This window comes from Tahibacter sp. (assembly GCF_035481375.1).
Classification (GTDB): Bacteria; Pseudomonadota; Gammaproteobacteria; order Xanthomonadales; family Rhodanobacteraceae; genus Tahibacter.
Genome location: NZ_DATIGT010000129.1, coordinates 1 through 16,538 on the forward strand (window position 1 = coordinate 1; position 16,538 = coordinate 16,538).

The following is a 16,538-nucleotide window of genomic DNA, read 5'->3' on the forward strand; positions in this document are numbered from 1 at the left end:
GAGCCGCACGATGCACCAGTCATGGCCGGCGACGCGCTTGCGCCGCGACTCCCAGCCGTCCATCCACTTGCCGTTCTCGTCGTACTTGCCCGGCACGAACACGGCCGGCTCGGGATTGAGCATGCGCGACTTGTCGGCGAAGAAATCGTCGCTGGCGACGAGTGCCGCCGCACCGAGGCGCGCGTCGGCGAGATTGACGTAGCGGCGCGCGAACTCGGGCGCGTTCGGATCGACGACGGGAACAGCCATGCGCCAGGCCTCGAGACAGGAACGGTGCGCCGATCCTGCCTTGCGGCTCGGCAAACGTCGATAGCTTATTCGTTGCCGCTGCGAAAGATTCCGTCGCCGTCGCGCAGCGCGGTCGCGTAGAACACGCGCTGGTCGTTGAGGTTGTAGACGCCGGCAACGACGAGACGCTGCGGCGCGAGGAGCACGTTGGCGAGCGTGAGCGTGCTGTAGGTCTGCTGCAGCAAGGTGCGCTTGCCCTGCGGCGCGAACGTCGTGTCGGGCTGGCCGTTCGGCAGCAGGCGCGCGATGCGCAGTGCCGACACGGGCTCTACGACGGCACGCGCGAGCGTGAGCTTGCCGTCGGCGGCGAGGGCGATGCGCAGATCCGGATAGGCGCTCGAGCGTTCGTCGCCGGCGAAGTCGACGACGCGGATGCCGGCCGTGCCGTAGCTCGTATCGAGCTGGCCATCGGGCGTGAGCCGCGCGACGGTGATGCGGCCGGTTGCCGTGCCGGTCCAGGTGCCGCCGCCGTTGCTGTTGCCGGCGACGAGGATGCGTCCGTCGGCAAGCACGCGAAGTTTCTGCGCGTTGGCGCGCACGTCGGGCGCGATCAGGCGCAGGCCGTTGTCGCCGAAGGTCGCGTCGATGCTGCCGTCGGCGTGCAGGCGGCGCACCGCCATGCTGTAGATCGTCTGGCCGAACTGGATGCCGGCGAGCAGGATGCGGCCCTGTGCATCGAGGGCGAAGCCGAGCACCGAAAAGTCGCCGGGCAGCGCAAGCTTGCCGCCGTTGCCGAAACCCGCGTCGGGCTGGCCGGCGGCGGTGAAGCGCACGAGCTGGTCGGTGCTGGAATCGACGAGAAGCCACGCGCGCTGCTGCGCGTCGATCTGCATATCGAGCAGGATGTCCTGGCCGCCGACGTCGATGCGCGCGCGGCCGCCGTTGCCGTAGGTCGCATCGAGCTGGCCGTTGACCGCCAGTCGCGCAAGACCCAGATCGAAACCCGACCCGATGCGGCCGGCGACGAGCCAGTGGCCGGCGTCGAGCCGCGCGACCGCGCGCGCATAGGCCGGATAGTTCGCCGCGCCGTCGCTGAAGTCGATCTCGGCGATGCCGCCGCTGCCGAACGTCGCGTCGGGCTGGCCGTCATGGCGGAACTTCGCCACGGCGAAACGCGTCGCGCTGCTGAACGGCGTCGCGCCGGTTACCGCGGCCAGCACGATGCTGCCGTCGTCGCCGAGCGCACCGCCGGGTTCGTAGAGCTGGTACTGCGGCGCCGTGACCGCACGTGTCGCGATGCCGCCGCCGGCAAACGCGAAATCCGGATCGCCGTCGGCGGCAAGGGCGGAAGTCGCCGCGAACAGCGCGGCGGCGAACAGGGAAGCGGCTTTCATCGGGAGTCCTCGTGCAGGCGACGCGGAGCGCGTGGCGTGCAGGAGGACGGAGTCGGGAAGAAAAAACTGTCGTGGGGCGCAATAACCGAAGGGCTTTGCGCCAACCGCCCCGATTGCGCCAAGGGACCACGCGTTACGCCGACAACCTGAAGACCGCCGCACAAACGGACTTGGCGCAATGCCCTTCGGTTATTGCGCCCTACGGTTGCTCAATACGGCTTCCAGCCGGAAGCGCGCGATGCGGTCGACCTGATGCAGCGCTTCGGCGAATTCGTCGTCGCGCGGATTGTCGATGCGCGCCGCGAGGTTCGCGAGGATGCTCGTGCGCGTGTGGCCGCGCACGGCGAGGATGAACGGAAAGCCGAAACGTTGCTCGTACTGCGCGTTCAGCGCATGCAGCTGCGCGAATTCCTCGGGGCTGCACTGGTCGAGGCCCGCGCCGTGCTGCTCGCGCGTGGAGTCGGCCGTGAGTTCGCCGCGCAGCGCGGCCTTGCCGGCGAGCTGCGGATGCGCGCGCAGCAGCGTCAGCTGCGCGTCTTCGCCGGCGTCGACGACGGCCTTGCTCATCGCCGCATGCAGTTCGTCGATGCCCGCGAACGGACGCAGCGGTGCGACGTCGTCGGCGACCCAGGGCGAGTGTTCGTAGACAGCGCCGAGTGCCGCGACGAAACCGTCGCGGTCGAGGCCGTTGAGTTCGTCGAGGGTCATGCGGTCGGCTCCCGGTATGGATGGCGCTGCTGCCAGTGGCGTGCAATGTCGATGCGCCGGCAGATCCAGACGCGGTCGTGTTTTTCCAGATGATCGAGAAAGCGCTGCAGCGCGGCGAAGCGCCCCGGCCGCCCGAGCAGGCGGCAATGCATGCCGACCGACAGCATGCGCGGCGACTCTTCGCCTTCGGCATAGAGCACGTCGAAGCTGTCGCGCAGATAGTCGAAGAACTGCGTTGCGGTGTTGAAGCCCTGCGGCGTCGCGAAGCGCATGTCATTCGTGTCGAGCGTATAGGGCACGACGAGGTGCGGTTTCGTCGCGCCGTCGCGCGTCGTCACGGACGTCCAGAACGGCAGCTCGTCGCCGTAGTAGTCCGAGTCGTAGACGAAGCCGCCGTGCTCGACGACGAGGCGGCGCGTGTTGGGGCTGTCGCGGCCGGTATACCAGCCCAGCGGCGCGGCACCGGTCAACGCGCGCTGGATCGCGACGGCGCGTTCGAGGTGCTCGCGCTCGACCGTTTCGTCGACGTTCTGGTAATGGATCCAGCGCCAGCCGTGGCTCGCGATTTCATGATCCTGCGCAAGACAGGCCTGCACGAATTCCGGATGGCGCTCCATCGCCATCGCGACGCCGAACACGGTCAGCGGCAGGCCGCGGCGCTCGAACTCGCGCAGGATGCGCCAGACGCCGACGCGCGAGCCGTACTCGTAGATCGATTCCATGCTGAGATGGCGCGCCGGATACGTCGCGGCGCCGATGATCTCGGACAGGAACTGTTCGCTGCCGGCATCACCGTGCAGCACGCAGTTTTCGCCGCCTTCCTCGTAGTTGAGCACGAACTGCACGGCGACGCGCGCGTTGCCGGGCCAGTCGGCATGGGGCGGGGTGCGGCCGTAGCCGATCAGATCGCGAGGATAGGCGTCGGTGGCGGTCATGCGCGCTCGCAGCGGCAAAGCGCCGAGTGTCGATGCTCGGCGGCGCGGCTGGCAAGGGGCGGATTCGATGATGTCGTGCCCGGTTCCGATGCGGCCGTGTTGCGGCCGCGGCGAAGGGCTTGGCACACTCGGCGGCTGTCGTATCGCCAGGAGTTTCGATGAATCCGCCGACACCGAATCCTTCGACACCGCTGCAGGCCGGCCAGCCTGCCCCGGCCGATCAACTGATCGACGTGGCCGCGCTGCAGCAGGCCTATTACGCCCGGCGCCCGGATCCGTCCGAGCCGGCGCAATGCGTCGCGTTCGGCACCTCGGGCCATCGCGGCTGTTCGTTCGATGCCACGTTCAACGAAGCGCACGTGCTCGCCATCACGCAGGCGATCTGCGACTACCGCCGCGCGCAGGGCGTCGACGGTCCGCTGTTCCTCGGTATCGACACGCATGCGCTGTCGCAGCCCGCGTTCGAGAGCGCGCTCGAAGTGCTCGCGGCGAACGGCGTGGACGTGCGCATCGCCGCAGGCGGCGAATTCACGCCGACGCCGGCGATCTCCCATGCGATCCTCGTGCACAACCACGGCCGCACGCAGGGACTCGCCGACGGCATCGTGATCACGCCGTCGCACAACCCGCCGCGCGACGGCGGCTTCAAGTACAACCCGACCAACGGCGGGCCGGCCGATACGTCCGTGACCGGCGCGATCGAGCAGCGCGCGAATGCGCTGCTGCGCGAGGGACCGACCGGCGTGCGGCGCCTGCCGCTGGCGCAGGCACGCGCGGCGGCGACGACGCGCGAACACGATTTCGTCGGCAGCTACGTCGCCGATCTCGCGAACGTCATCGACTTCGACGCGATCCGCGCGAGCGGCATCCGGCTCGGCGTCGATCCGCTCGGCGGGGCAGGGCTGCGTTACTGGCAGCGCATTGCGGTCGATCACGATCTTGCGCTCGATGTCGTGAACACGCGCATCGATCCGCAGTTCGGCTTCATGACGCTGGACTGGGACGGAAAGATCCGCATGGATCCGTCCTCGCCGCCAGCGATGCAGAGCCTGATCGCGCTGCGCGAACGCTTCGACGTCGCGTTCGCCTGCGATCCCGATCACGATCGCCACGGCATCGTCACGAAGACCGGCGGCCTGATGCTGCCGAACAACTATCTCGCCGTGATGGCGGATTATCTTTTTACTCACCGGCCACATTGGAACGCCGCGGCCGGCGTCGGCAAGACGCTGGTGTCGAGCGCGCTGATCGACCGCGTCGCCGCGCGGCTGAACCGTCCGCTCGTCGAGACGCCGGTCGGTTTCAAATGGTTCGTCGACGGGCTCTGCGGCGGCACGCTCGGCTTCGGCGCCGAGGAAAGCGCGGGCGCCTCGTTCCTGCGCCGCGACGGACGCGTCTGGAGCACCGACAAAGACGGCCTCGCGCCGGCGCTGCTGTCGGCGGAAATCACCGCGCGTCTCGGCCGGGATCCGTACGAACGCTATCGCGAACTCTGCGCCGAACTCGGCGAACCGCACAGCAGCCGCAAGGATGCGCCGGCAACGCCCGAGCAGAAGAAGAAACTCTCGAAACTCGCGCCGGCCCAGATCACCGCGCGCGACGTCGCCGGCGAGCCCGTGCTGCAGGTCCTCGACAAGGCGCCCGGCAACGGCGCCGGCATAGGCGGGATCAAGGTCGTCTGCGCGAACGGCTGGTTCGCCGCGCGCCCGTCGGGCACCGAGGCGATCTACAAGATCTACGCCGAGAGTTTCCGCGGCGAAGACCACCTGCAGCAGATACTCGCCGAGGCACAGGCGGTCGTGGACGCGACGCTGGGGGAAAACTAGAGGGGAGCAGGCAGAAACGAGAGAAGGCGGTGACGCTTTCTCCAGTTCCTGTCCACTGATCCCTATTTCTCTATTTCCTCTTGTTCCTGTTTCCGGCGGCCCGTCACGGCGACGCGACCGCCGCCTGATACGCGGGCCAGGCGCGGATGCCGGTCTGCGATTCCTCGGCGCGTGCGATCAGGTGGGCGACGAGCCCGTGCGCCGGTCGGCCGGCGCATCCCTGGAGGCTGGCGCAAAATACAATCCGCAATGTTTTATAGAAATATCAGCGACTTGTCGATGCCCGGCGTCTCAGCGCGGCTGCACCGGACAGCCGGCCTCGGCATCGCGCGCGTCGACGATCGGCGGCAGGTGCTCGACGAGGAATTCCACGAGCGCGCGCACGGCCGGCAGCTGGCCGCGTCGCGATGGATAGACGAGGTGTATCACCGATTCGCCGGCCTGCCAGTCGGGCAGCACGTGTTCGAACAGGCCGTCGACGACGTGCGGCCCGCACATCGTCGCGGGCAGGCCGCAGATGCCGCTGCCGGCCAGCGTGGCCTGCATCAGCACGTTGAACTCGCCGCAGAGCAGCCGCGGCTCCACCTCGACGCGAACCGGTTCGCCGCCCGCGGCCGGGAAAAATGTCCAGTTCTGTACGGTTTCCATTTCGACGAGGCTCAGCGTGTCGTGCGCCGCCAGATCGTCCGGATGCCGCGGCCGCCCGCGCGCATCGAGATAGGCAGGCGCGGCGACCATGACTTTCTGCGCGCGTCCGATCCGCCGCGTCACGAGTTCCGGATCCATGTCCGGCGCCGGGCGCACGCGGAGCGCGATGTCGACGTTTTCGTTGAGCAGGTCGAAGCGCCGGTTCGACACGAGGAACTGCACGCGCACGCGCGGATAGGCGGCGAGGAAGCGCGGCAGGCAGCTGGCGACGAGGTTCTGGGCGAGCTCGACCGGCGCGGCGATCCGTACCATGCCGCGAGGCTCGGCGCGCTGCGTCGCGACGGCTTCTTCCGCCGCCTTCGCCTCCGCGAGCATCGCCCGGCAGTGGACGAGAAACTGCCGGCCGATCTCGGTCACGGCGAACCGGCGCGTGGAGCGCTGCACCAGGCGCACGCCGAGGTCGTCCTCGAGCTGCGCCATGCGCCGGCTCAGGCGCGATTTGGGAATGCCGAGGGCGCGCCCGGCGGCGGCGAAGCCGCCGTGCTCGGCAACGGCGGCGAAGAAGGCGAGGTCATTCAGGTCGCGCATGATCGTTCTGCCAGTAGGACGATGAGTCCGATTTCGGCGGACTACCGGGGGATTGTGGCCGTCCATAGCATCTCTCGCACGGCATCCGCCGATCAACCGGAGACACCCATGAAACTGCTGCAGCTCGATTCCAGTCCGCTCGGTACGCATTCGGTCACGCGCGAACTGACGGCCGCGGTCGTGGCGCAGTACCGTCGCGAGCACCCCGAGATCGAGGTCACCTACCGCGACCTGGCCGCCGACCCGCTGCCGCACTGGACGCCGCTGCCGCGCGACGCCGTCGATGCGCTGGCGCCGGAACGGCGTGCCGAGGTCGAGCGCAACGAAACCGCGCTGCAGGAATTCCTCGACGCCGACGTCCTCGTCGTCGGTGCGCCGATGTACAACTTCGGTGTGCCGAGTCAGCTCAAGGCCTGGATCGACCGCATCGCCGTCGCCGGCCGCACGTTCCGCTACACGGCGCAGGGGCCCGAGGGTCTCGCGGTCGGCAAGCGCGTGATCGTGCTGTCGGGCCGTGGCGGCTTCTATGCGGACACGGCGTTGCAGGCGGCGGACTTCCAGGAGAGCTATCTGCGCCAGCTGTTCGGTTTCCTCGGCATCCGCGACATCCGCTTCATCCGCGCCGAAGGCGTCGGCATCAGCGCCGAACAGCGCGCGGCGTCGATGGCCGCCGCGCATGAGCGGATCGGCAGCGAAGCGCTTGCGCGTGCCGCGTGAACAAGAGCAGAAATCTGGAGGGCATGTTTAGGAACCGGAGGGCAGGGGCAGCGTGCGCGACGGCTTTCTCTGGTTCCTAACCACGACCCTCCGGTTCCTCTGTTGCTTTTGTGTACCACTCCCGCTGCTGGGCTTGCATCATGCGACGCACGCCGGTTATGTACGCAATGCGCATGACGCGTAACGAACCGGAGGTCGTATGAGCTACATCGATGGATTCGTCGTACCCGTACCGAAAGCCAACCTCGCCGCGTACAAGAAGCTCGCGCGCAAGGCCGGCAAGATCTGGATGGAACACGGCGCGCTGTCGTATCACGAGTGCGTCGCCGATGACGTCAAGCCCGGCAAGGTCACTTCGTTTCCGCAGGCCGTGAAGCTCAAGGACGACGAGACCGTGCTGTTTTCGTGGATCGTCTACAAGTCGCGCCGCGACCGCGACCGCATCAACAAGCTCGTCATGTCCGATCCGCGCCTGAAGATGGATGATCCGAGCAGCATGCCGTTCGACGCCAAACGCATGTTCTTTGGCGGATTCAAGGAAATCGTGACGTTCTGAAGAGCAGTGGCGAGGGGTGTGAAACGAGTGAACGGCAGCGCCTGTCCCACTCGTTTCTCACTCCTCTTCACGCTTCTCCCGCTCCCTGATCCCCGCCCCCTCCGTTTCCCGTTCGTCAGCACAAACGCGCCGTTCGCAGGCGCGATGCTGCAGACGGCGCAAACCGCGGGAAGAATCGTCCCCGGGATGCGTCGGCAGTTGCGCTGCCGACCGGGGGGATCTGCGATGTCACGTCTTGCGCTGTCGTTATTGCTGCTCGCCGCCGTTTGCGCCGCACAGGCCGAGCACGGCATTTTCGTCGCCGATTTCGAAGCGCCGCAGAACACGCGCATCGACTGGCTCGGCGACGAGTTCGACGATCCGGTCACGCTGACGCAGTGGACGCGGCATTGGCAGGTCGAGCACTGGCCCGTCGATCAGCTGCAATACCTCGCGATCGAGCCGCAGACCGACGGCGGCGCGCTGGTCATGCGGCCGCACAGCTCGGGCTGGTGGCAGGACTATCGCGGCGAACTCACGTTCCAGCGCGTGCCCGGCGATTTCGTCGCGACGGCGCGCGTGCGGCCGCGCAACACCGCGGGCACCGGCGCGCCGGGCAGCACGCATGGCGGCGCGGTCGAGACCGAATATTCGCTCGGCGGCATCATGGCGCGCGCGCCGCGGGCTGATGTCGAGGCCGGCAATGCGAACTGGCAGCGCGGCGGCGAGCGCTACGTGTTCCTGTCGATGGGTTCGGCCGATCTGCCGGGCGTCTATCAGTTCGAGGACAAGACCACGCGCGCGGCGCTGCCGGGCGAGCCGACGAGCTGGTCGGTGCGGCTGATCTCCGCGGCGAACACGAGCACGGCGAACCTCCGGCTCGCGCGCATCGGCGAGCACGTGATCGCGCTCGTGCAGCCGGTCGAGCCGCCGGGCGCCTGGCGCGTGCTGCGCCGCTTTCGGCGTGCCGATTTTCCCGAGACGCTGCAGCTCGGCCTCGTCGCCTACACCGACTACGCGACCGTCGGCACCTGTACGTTCGAACAGCACAACGTGCAGATCCTGCTCCATGCCTGCAACAACCCGAACGCACCGGCCGATCCCGACCTGCTGCTGCGCGTCGAATTCTTCCGCCTGCGCCGGCCGGCCGTACCGCCGGAACTCGCCGGCGCCGACCTGTCGAATCCGGCCGCGGTCAGCGACGCGCAACTGCTCGGATTTCTCGGCTTCGACGCCTGACCATGCGCGGTCGGCACGCGCTCGCGTCCGACGGCCGGCGCGCCGTCAGTTGCCGCGGCCCGCACGGTCTTCGCCGCAGGCCGCACCGACCGCGACCGCCCATTCGACGAAGGCCTGCGCGGCCGGCGCAAGGCGCCGCGTCGAAGGATGCAGCAGCGATACCGGCACCGTCGGCGACGCGCAGGCGGCGAGTACCTCGACGAGGCTGCCGTCGTGCAGAAAAGGCGCGGCCTGCAGCCGCGTCAGCTGGATCAGGCCGCACCCGCGCAGCCCGCAGAGCAGGTAGCTCTCGTCGTCGCTGACGCCGACCCGGCTGCGCAGGCGGTAGTCGCGCAGGCCGTCGCCGGTATCGAGGCGCAGCCGCGCCTCGTTGTCGCGCTGCCGCAGCAGCCAGCCGACGCCGACGTGGTCCGCGAGTTCGTGCGCGTGCGCCGGCAGGCCGTGCCGGCCGACATAGTCGGGACTCGCGCAGACGAGCTGCGGCAGATCGACGAGCCGGCGTGCCGTCATGGACTGCTCGGACGCTTCGCCGGCGCGCACGACGCAGTCGACGCCGTCGCGCATCAGGTCGGACAACCGCTCGCCGTTGCTGACCACGAGATCGACGTGCGGATAGCGGCTGCAGAACGCGTCGATCCGCGGCAGCAGCAGCTGGGCGGCGATGCGGCCGCGCAGATCGATGCGCAGCACGCCGCGCGCTTCGCGCAGCGTGTTGGACAGGCTCGCTTCGACATCGTCGAGTTCCGCGAGCAGATGCGCGCAGCAGTCGTAGTAGACGCGGCCGTCCGCGGTGACGCGCACCTGACGCGTCGTGCGTTCGAGCAGGCGTGCGCCGAGCCGCTGTTCGAGCGCCTTGATCGCGTGCGTCGCGCTCGCGCGCGGCACGCCGAGTTCACCGGCCGCACGCGTGAAGCTGCCCAGTTCCACGATGCGCGTGAACAGGCGTAGCGAGTCGAATCGATCCATGAAATCAGGCTTCCTTGTCGGTGTGGAAACGGCTGCGCGCCATTCCGTGCTCGCGGCCGGAGCAGAAGTCGAGGGGCGGCGTGCTGTCGTCGTCTCGCCGCGTGTTCCGGAAACGATCCGCGGCGAATTGTTTCGACGGTGCTAAAAACGAATCAACGTTGCCGGCTCGTTACTGCTGTGTGCCAAAGCTACCGCATTTTTTGGCCTTGTGGGTCGCGCATGGGTACATAAATGTCCCTGCACAGGCGTGTATTTTCGTTTTTTTGCGGTTTATTTTTTTTCGTTGAACAGCATGCGCAGGCACTGTTATTCGCCCGCGAAACGACCGGCCTCCGTACAACAGGGAACGAGTGAGGCTGCCGAAATCGCGCAGCCCACGTACGCGTTCGTACGTCGCCCGCCAAGCGGCCGGCGCACGCCGGCAACTACACGATTCCGACCAGCCCGCGGGAGTTCCCATGAAACCGATCCTGCGTCATGGCGCGATGTGCCGCGCTATTGCGCCCTGCGAATTGCCTTGGTGATCAGTGCGCGCACGCAACGCTCTTCCCAGTTCAGGCCGCGCAGCGTCTGCGTATAGCGCGTGTCGCAGGGTTCCCAGCCGCCGGAAACCAGCGCATCGACGACGCGCGGATCGAGATAGGAATTGCGGCAGACCGCGGCCGTGTTGCCGAGCCGTGACGCGACGCGGGCGATGCATTCCTTGAGGCGCGGCGTCGCCGCGAGATCGGGCGCCTCGGCGAGCGAATCCTGCCAGGCGCGGACCAGCGCCGCGGTCGCGCCCCAGGTACGGAACGTGCGCGCGGTCAGCGCGAGGCCGGTGTGTTCGGCGAGAAACGCATTGACGTCGGTAGAGCGCAGCGGGTGCGGCCGGCCGTCGGAGCCTACGTACTGGAACAGCAACTGGCCGGGCAGTTCCTGGCAGCGCCGCACGATGCGAGCGAGACGCGCGTCGGACAGCACGACGTGATGCGGCTTGCCGGTCTTGCCGCGAAAGCGCAGCGCGATGCGGCGCGTACTGACTCGCGCGTGCCGGTCGCGCAGCGTGGTCAGGCCGTAGGAGCTGTTGCTGCGCGCGTATTCCTCGTTGCCGACGCGGATCAGGGTCCGGTCGAGCAGGCTCACCACGGCGGCGACGACCCTGTCGCGCGTCAGTTGCGTGGACTTGAGGCAGTCCTGCACGCGCCGGCGCAGCCGCGGCAGCGCCGCGGCGAAGTCGGCAAGGAGTGCATATTTATGGTTTTCCCGGAATGCGCGGAAGTGGGCGTGGTAGCGGTACTGCTTGCGCCCGCGCGCATCGCGGCCGGTCGCCTGCAGGTGGCCGTCGGCCCGCAGGCATATCCAGACGTCGCGATAGGCCGGCGGTATCGCGAGCTTGCGGATGCGTTCGAGCACGCGCGGATCGTCGATGCGGCGGCCGCCCGGGTGCAGATACACGAAGGCGCTGCCGCGGCGGCGGCGGCGAATGCCGGGCGCCGCGTCGCTGACGTAACGCAGGCTCGCGGGCAGGCGGGGGCGTGTCGGACGGGCAGCGGGCATTGGTTCTCCGGCGGCTTTCGGCGGCACTTTGCAGCGTTCGCGCCAGCGTGCGATAGGGCACAAGGACGCGGTTTCCGGCGACGTTTCGGGCAGTCTGCAATCTGCGCGCGAACGCGGCTTGCAATCGGCGCGGCGTCGCTGCAACGCGTCACGACTGGATTCAATGTGTTGGCGAAGGAAGCGCAGCGGCACGACTCCTGCGGCAGCTTGCGCAAACCGAAACGGCAGGGAGCCGGCCATGAATCACAAGACCACGAAGCTGCTGGTACGCGCGTCGCGCGGCGAGATGCGCGAACTCGATGTGTACTGCGAACCGCGGCTCTGCGACGCGGGCCCTGCGCCGGCCGAGCCGCTGCGCTGGGCGCGCGACGCGGAAGGCCGCTGGTATTCCTTCAGCACGATGGACGCGCGGTCGCTCGTCGAGTCGAGCAGCGGCGACTGGTTTTCGATTCTGGTGTGATGGCGGTCGATCGTCGGAGGAGCGGGAAAGCGTAGGCACTGGGCGCTCGTTTTCCTGTTCCTCTTCACTCCCGCCCGCGGCCGGTGCGATGATCCCGCGCCGCGAGCCGGCCCTCGTTTCGCCACGATCCCGCCCGGCTCACGCCCGCGCGGTCGTGCAGGCTGGCGCGCTCCCGCATCCCGCACGGACCCGCCATGACCTTCGAAGATCTCGTCGCCGACATCCGCCGCTATCCGATCGTGACCGACGATACGCGCGACCTCGTGGCCGGCGGCGTATTCGTCCATGGCGGCGGCCGGGCGCAGAAAGACGAATTCCTCGCGCGCGCGCTGGAGATCGGCGCGGCGCTGATCGTCAGCGAGGACGTGCTCGACGCGGACGTGCCGAGCATCCGCGTCGCGAACCGGCGCGCCGCGGCCGCCGAACTCGCACGCGCGTTCTACGGCGATCCCGGCGCGGAACTGCTGCTCGTCGGCGTCACCGGGACCTGCGGCAAGACCACGACGACGTATCTGCTCGAAAGCCTGCTGGCCGCGGCCGGACACTCGGTCGGCGTGATCGGCACCGAGAACATGCGGCATGCGGGACGTATCCTGCCGTCGCCGAACACGACGCCGAGCACGTTCGTGCTGCATCGCACGCTGCGGGAAATGCGCGATGCGGGCTGCACGGCGCTCGCGATGGAAGTGTCCTCGCATGCGCTCGAACAGGAACGCACGCTCGGCGTCGCGTTCGACGGCATGGTCTTCACGAATCTCTCGGTCGAGCACCTCGACCTGCACGAGACCATGGACAACTACTTTGCCGCGAAGGCGCGGCTGTTCACCGAATACGTCGATGAGTCGCGGCGCCGCGGCAAGGCGCCGCGCGCGGCGATCAACGTCGACGACGCCCATGGCGCGCGGCTGCAGTCACAGCTCGAACGCTCGGCGCATTTTCCCGACGCGCCGCCGCTGGCCTTCGGCGCGGTCTCGCCGCTGCGCGTGCTCGACGGCGCAGCGCTCGCCGTCACTGCCGCCGGCATCGCCGGCGACATCAGCGCCGGCGGCAATGTCGTCGCGACCGTCGCATCGCCGCTGATCGGCCGGTTCAACGTCGAGAACATTCTGGGCGCGGTCGCGCTCGCGCACGAACTCGGCGTGCCGCGCGCGGCGATCGAACAGGGTCTGGCTGCCATGCAGCCGGTACCCGGTCGCATGGAGCGCGTCGCGCACCGCGGCGAGGTTTCCGTCGTCGTCGACTTCGCGCACAAGCCGGGCGCGCTGGAGGTCGTGCTCGATACGTTGCGGCCACTGACGCCGGGACGCCTGATCTGCGTGTTCGGCTGCGGCGGCAGACGCGATGCGACCAAGCGCCCGGTCATGGGACGCATCGCCGCCGAGCGCGCCGACATCGTCGTCGTGACGCCCGACAATTTCCGCGGCGAGGCATTTTCCGGAATCGCCGCCGACATCCTCGCCGGCGTCGACGCCGCCTGCAGCGCGCGCGTGCAGATCGTCGACGAGCGCCGTGCGGCGATCGGCCTCGCGCTGAGCCTCGCGCAGCCCGGCGACACCGTGCTCATCGCCGGTCGCGGCGCCGAGACGGTGCTCAGCGCCGATGTCGGCGGCGTGGAGCGGCGCATCGCGTTCGACGACCGGCTCGTGGCGTCGGAGATTGCGGGGCAGGTGCTGGGGGGCGGGAACCGGGAGTAGGGAATCGTTAGAGCGGAAGCCGGTCTTTTTGCTTTTCGCAGGTGGGTAGAAACCGGCCGTTCGAACGGCGGCCATGGATGGGGATGGGGGCGATTGCAGCAGAACGGCAGCCCGATCGACGCAATCGAGGAGCCGGGTCAGGACGCCTTGCGCTTCCGCGCGGTCTTCGCCGCCGTCTTCTTCGCCGCAGCCTTCTTGCGCGCCGGTCGCTTCGCCGCTTTCTTCGCCGTCTCGCCCGCGGGCTTCGTGCGCCGTCCGCTCGCGACGCTCTTCTCCAGCAGCGCCATGAAGTCGACAACGTTCGTCGACGCCTCGCGCGCGGTCTCCAGCGGTTCGAGCTTCGGCGCCGCCTTGCGGCCGCGTCCCTTCTTGATGCTCGCCTCGACGACCTTGCGCAGCTTGTCGCGGAAGTCGTCCTTGTAGTCCTCGGGCTTCCAGGCGGCACTCATCGATTCGACGAGCTTTGCCGCCATCTCCAGTTCGCGCGCGCTGATGCGTTCGCCCGCCGCGCCGCTCCTGGGCAGGTCGTAGTCGCCGGTGTCGACGATTTCCTGCGGAAAGCGCAGCAGGATCAGCACGAGCGCGCGGTCCTGCGGCTTGAGCATCGCGAGGTACTGGCGCGTGCGAATGACGAGTTTCGCGATGCCGACCTTGCGCGTCTTCTTCAGCGTTTCGCGCAGCAGCACGTAGCCCTTGCTCGCGCGCTTGCCGGGCACGAGGATGTAGGGTTTCTCGAAATAGCGCTCGTCGATCGCGTCGGCGTCGACGAAGCTCTCGATGTCGACGGTCTCGGTCGACTCCGGCGCGACGCGCTTGAGCTCCTTCTCGTCGATGACGGCGTAGCTGCCCTTGGCGTATTCATAGGCCTTGACGATGTCCTTCCAGGGCACTTCCTCGCCGGTCTCGCTGTTGACGCGCTCGTAGCGGATCGGCGACTTCGTGCGGCCGTCGAGCATGCGGAAATGCAGGTCCGTGCTGCGCTCGCCGGGCATCAGCTGCACCGGCACCTGCAGCAGGCCGAAGGAGATGGTTCCGTTCCAGATAGGGCGTGGCATGGGCGGTACCGGAAGTTGCGAATAAATAGAGGAAGGTAGGTAGTAACTAGTGGAAAAGCAGCGTATCCGCCGCGCGGGGACGCTTTCTCCAGTCGCTACCTGCTACTCGCTGTTTTCCAGCCGAGCTCTAATGCTTCTTCGTCCGCGGCACCGCCGGCACGAACGGCGAGATCGGGTCGCTGGCCGGGAATGTCTCGCGCAGGGCCTTGTCGAGGTTGTCGTCGGCGTGGGCCTTGCGCGCCTTTTTCTGCGTGCGCGGCTCGGCGACGGGCTTGCTGCCGGGCGCCGGCGGATCCTTGGCGTCGCGGGCTCGGGTCTGTCGGTTCGGCATCGCGGAATACTCCGGGCTGTGATGCGACAGCCGCTGCAGTCATCGTGCCATCGGTGCAGCGGTGGCTTCGGTTCGGTTCAGCCGGTCGGTGCGCGGCGACAGGTTCAGTGCGCTGCGCAGCGCGGCCCAGCCGCCCTGCAGCGATTCGCGCCGGCGCGCCTGGCCGAGTTCGCGCACCGCGTGCCAGGCCTGCAGCAGGCGCAGCAGATGGCGGCGCACGCGCGGTTCGATGGGCTCGCCGGCATTCGGGCACGCGCGGAAATAACCGGCGAGCAGCGCTTCGCGCGCCTGCGCGTGGAAGGCCTGCGTGAATTCGACGGCCGCGGCGTCGTCGGCGTCGAACTCGGCGGCGACGATGGCGGTGACGTGATCGATCGCATGCAGGATGCCGGCGAGATCGGCGAGGCGGCAGCCGCGCGTCGTGCCGCTTTCGGCGAGCACTGCCGGCGGATCGGCGAAATCGACGAAGCAGACGTCGCCGGTGACGAGCAGCACCTGCGTGAGCGACAGCTGTCCGTGCACGCGCTGCGCGAGGCCGGCGTCGGTGCGGCTCAGCGAATCGTCGAGGCTGCGGATGCGCCGGGCAGTGGCCTGCACCCGTTCGAGCGGCAGGTCGAGTTCGGCGCGCAGCGTGGCGGCCTGTGCACGGAAGCCGCGCAGCGTGTCGCTGAGCACGCCGCGCAACCAGTCCGCGCCGAGCGTGCCGCCGGTGCCGAGCGTCGCGAGCGCGCAATGCAGTTCGCCGAGCCGCTGGCCGAGGCGCTGCGCGAGCGGCCTGCAGGCCTGCACGAGATCGCGCTGGCGATCCGGGCCGGTCGCTCGGTATTCGTGCAGGCTGCGGCGCAGGAAGCTCAGCGTCCAGTCCTGCAGATTGCCCTGGTTGGCCGGCCATTCGTGCGCGAGCGCGAACACGCGCGGCGTTGCGCCGTCGTCGATCGACGCGGTGCCGACGAGCGGCGCGACGTTGCCGTAGCCGGCGGCGACGAGACCCTGCGCAATCAGCAGCGGTCCGGCGAGGCGATCGAGGCTGCCGTGGGCGACACTGATCGCGAGCGCCGCGTCGAGCCGTGCGCGCTGGATGCCGTTCGCGCTCGCGAGCAGGGCGACTTCGCGCCCGCGCGCGGGCGGCAGCGCGGCGACGCCCGGGCTGCGCAGGAAGCGCAGCGTCGCGCCGCCGGATTGCCACGTGGTCTGCACGCTCCACGCGTCGCGCCAGGCTTCGAGCAGCGGGCGCGCCGAGAGGCCGTCGCTGAGCAGGCCGACGCGCGCGCCGCGGCGTGCGCGGGCCAGCGCATGCGGCAGCGCGCCGGCATCGCCGTCGCGGCCTTCCCAGGCGATCGCGAGCGGCAGCAGTTCGCGGCCGTCGGCGTTGTCGAGCTGGAGCAGCGCGCTGTCGCCGCTGCCCGGCGCCGCGGCGAAGACGCCGCTGATCCGTCCGCCGCTGCCGCCGCGGCGCGGCAGCCAGGCCGGCAGCAGTTCGTCCTGCAGTCGCGCGCGGTATTTCTCGGCGATTTCCTCGGCGAGGTCGCGGCGCAGTACGAGCGTCGGCAGTTCGGGCAGCGGCTCGGGCTCGGGGTGATACCAGTCGGGCAAGCGGTCGCGCCCGGCGAGTTCCAGCGCGACGAAGCCATAGGGCGGCAGCGTCAGCTGATACGGCTGGCGCCCGATCAGCGGC

The 16,538-nt window shown here is 68.8% G+C and carries 15 protein-coding genes and 1 pseudogene; 6 read left to right on the forward strand and 10 right to left on the reverse strand.

Features of this window, described 5'->3' with window-relative positions:
* From VLF18_RS08435 to puuE, 4 genes and pseudogenes are all read right to left on the reverse strand, one after another.
* Positions 1 to 249, reverse strand: a pseudogene (locus tag VLF18_RS08435) (allantoicase); the annotation flags it as partial.
* Between the two features lie 65 nt (positions 250 to 314).
* Complete coding sequence (locus VLF18_RS08440; RefSeq protein ID WP_325279184.1) at positions 315 to 1,622, reverse strand: hypothetical protein; 1,308 nt, start codon at positions 1,620 to 1,622, stop codon at positions 315 to 317.
* A gap of 189 nt (positions 1,623 to 1,811) precedes the next feature.
* Positions 1,812 to 2,330, reverse strand: a complete 519-nt coding sequence (uraD, locus tag VLF18_RS08445; RefSeq protein WP_325279185.1) for a 2-oxo-4-hydroxy-4-carboxy-5-ureidoimidazoline decarboxylase — start codon at positions 2,328 to 2,330, stop codon at positions 1,812 to 1,814.
* Positions 2,327 to 3,265, reverse strand: a complete 939-nt coding sequence (gene puuE / locus VLF18_RS08450) for an allantoinase PuuE (protein ID WP_325279186.1) — start codon at positions 3,263 to 3,265, stop codon at positions 2,327 to 2,329. Before puuE ends, uraD begins: the two co-directional genes overlap by 4 nt.
* Positions 3,266 to 3,423: 158 nt before the next feature.
* On the opposite strand from puuE, the gene pgm reads away from it, so the two are divergent.
* Complete coding sequence (gene pgm / locus VLF18_RS08455; RefSeq protein WP_325279187.1) at positions 3,424 to 5,091, forward strand: phosphoglucomutase (alpha-D-glucose-1,6-bisphosphate-dependent); 1,668 nt, start codon at positions 3,424 to 3,426, stop codon at positions 5,089 to 5,091.
* A gap of 291 nt (positions 5,092 to 5,382) precedes the next feature.
* On the opposite strand, the gene VLF18_RS08460 is transcribed toward pgm, so the two are convergent.
* Entirely contained in the window at positions 5,383 to 6,327 is a 945-nt protein-coding gene (locus VLF18_RS08460; protein WP_325279188.1) for a LysR substrate-binding domain-containing protein, read from the reverse strand.
* Between the two features lie 108 nt (positions 6,328 to 6,435).
* On the opposite strand from VLF18_RS08460, the gene VLF18_RS08465 reads away from it, so the two are divergent.
* The 3 genes from VLF18_RS08465 (at position 6,436) to VLF18_RS08475 (ending at position 8,818) form a co-directional block, all read left to right on the forward strand.
* The gene (locus tag VLF18_RS08465; RefSeq protein WP_325279189.1) at positions 6,436 to 7,044 is read left to right on the forward strand and encodes an FMN-dependent NADH-azoreductase; all 609 of its coding nucleotides are present in this window, start codon (positions 6,436 to 6,438) and stop codon (positions 7,042 to 7,044) included.
* 199 nt (positions 7,045 to 7,243) lie between these two features.
* Entirely contained in the window at positions 7,244 to 7,600 is a 357-nt protein-coding gene (locus VLF18_RS08470) for a DUF1428 domain-containing protein (protein ID WP_325279190.1), read from the forward strand.
* A 225-nt stretch (positions 7,601 to 7,825) separates the two neighbouring features.
* Complete coding sequence (locus VLF18_RS08475; RefSeq protein ID WP_325279191.1) at positions 7,826 to 8,818, forward strand: hypothetical protein; 993 nt, start codon at positions 7,826 to 7,828, stop codon at positions 8,816 to 8,818.
* A gap of 45 nt (positions 8,819 to 8,863) precedes the next feature.
* On the opposite strand, the gene VLF18_RS08480 is transcribed toward VLF18_RS08475, so the two are convergent.
* Together VLF18_RS08480 and VLF18_RS08485 are read right to left on the reverse strand one after the other, a co-directional pair.
* A complete protein-coding gene (locus tag VLF18_RS08480; RefSeq protein WP_325279192.1) occupies positions 8,864 to 9,784 on the reverse strand; it encodes a LysR family transcriptional regulator in 921 nt (306 codons plus the stop codon).
* Between the two features lie 495 nt (positions 9,785 to 10,279).
* On the reverse strand, positions 10,280 to 11,323 hold the full coding sequence (locus tag VLF18_RS08485; RefSeq protein WP_325279193.1) for a DNA topoisomerase IB: 1,044 nt from the start codon (positions 11,321 to 11,323) through the stop codon (positions 10,280 to 10,282).
* 238 nt (positions 11,324 to 11,561) lie between these two features.
* On the opposite strand from VLF18_RS08485, the gene VLF18_RS08490 reads away from it, so the two are divergent.
* Together VLF18_RS08490 and VLF18_RS08495 are read left to right on the forward strand one after the other, a co-directional pair.
* Entirely contained in the window at positions 11,562 to 11,783 is a 222-nt protein-coding gene (locus VLF18_RS08490) for a hypothetical protein (RefSeq protein ID WP_325279194.1), read from the forward strand.
* Between the two features lie 194 nt (positions 11,784 to 11,977).
* Positions 11,978 to 13,477: a UDP-N-acetylmuramoyl-L-alanyl-D-glutamate--2,6-diaminopimelate ligase gene (locus VLF18_RS08495; RefSeq protein WP_325279195.1), complete on the forward strand. Its 1,500-nt coding sequence runs from the start codon at positions 11,978 to 11,980 to the stop codon at positions 13,475 to 13,477.
* Positions 13,478 to 13,614: 137 nt separating this feature from the next.
* On the opposite strand, the gene VLF18_RS08500 is transcribed toward VLF18_RS08495, so the two are convergent.
* The 3 genes from VLF18_RS08500 to VLF18_RS08510 form a co-directional block, all read right to left on the reverse strand.
* The gene (locus tag VLF18_RS08500) at positions 13,615 to 14,532 is read right to left on the reverse strand and encodes a Ku protein (RefSeq protein ID WP_325279196.1); all 918 of its coding nucleotides are present in this window, start codon (positions 14,530 to 14,532) and stop codon (positions 13,615 to 13,617) included.
* A 127-nt stretch (positions 14,533 to 14,659) separates the two neighbouring features.
* Positions 14,660 to 14,863, reverse strand: coding sequence for a hypothetical protein (locus VLF18_RS08505; protein ID WP_325279198.1), 204 nt, complete (start codon positions 14,861 to 14,863; stop codon positions 14,660 to 14,662).
* A gap of 39 nt (positions 14,864 to 14,902) precedes the next feature.
* Positions 14,903 to 16,538, reverse strand: a 1,636-nt coding sequence (locus tag VLF18_RS08510; RefSeq protein ID WP_325279197.1) for a hypothetical protein, incomplete at its 5' end; no start/stop codon positions are given.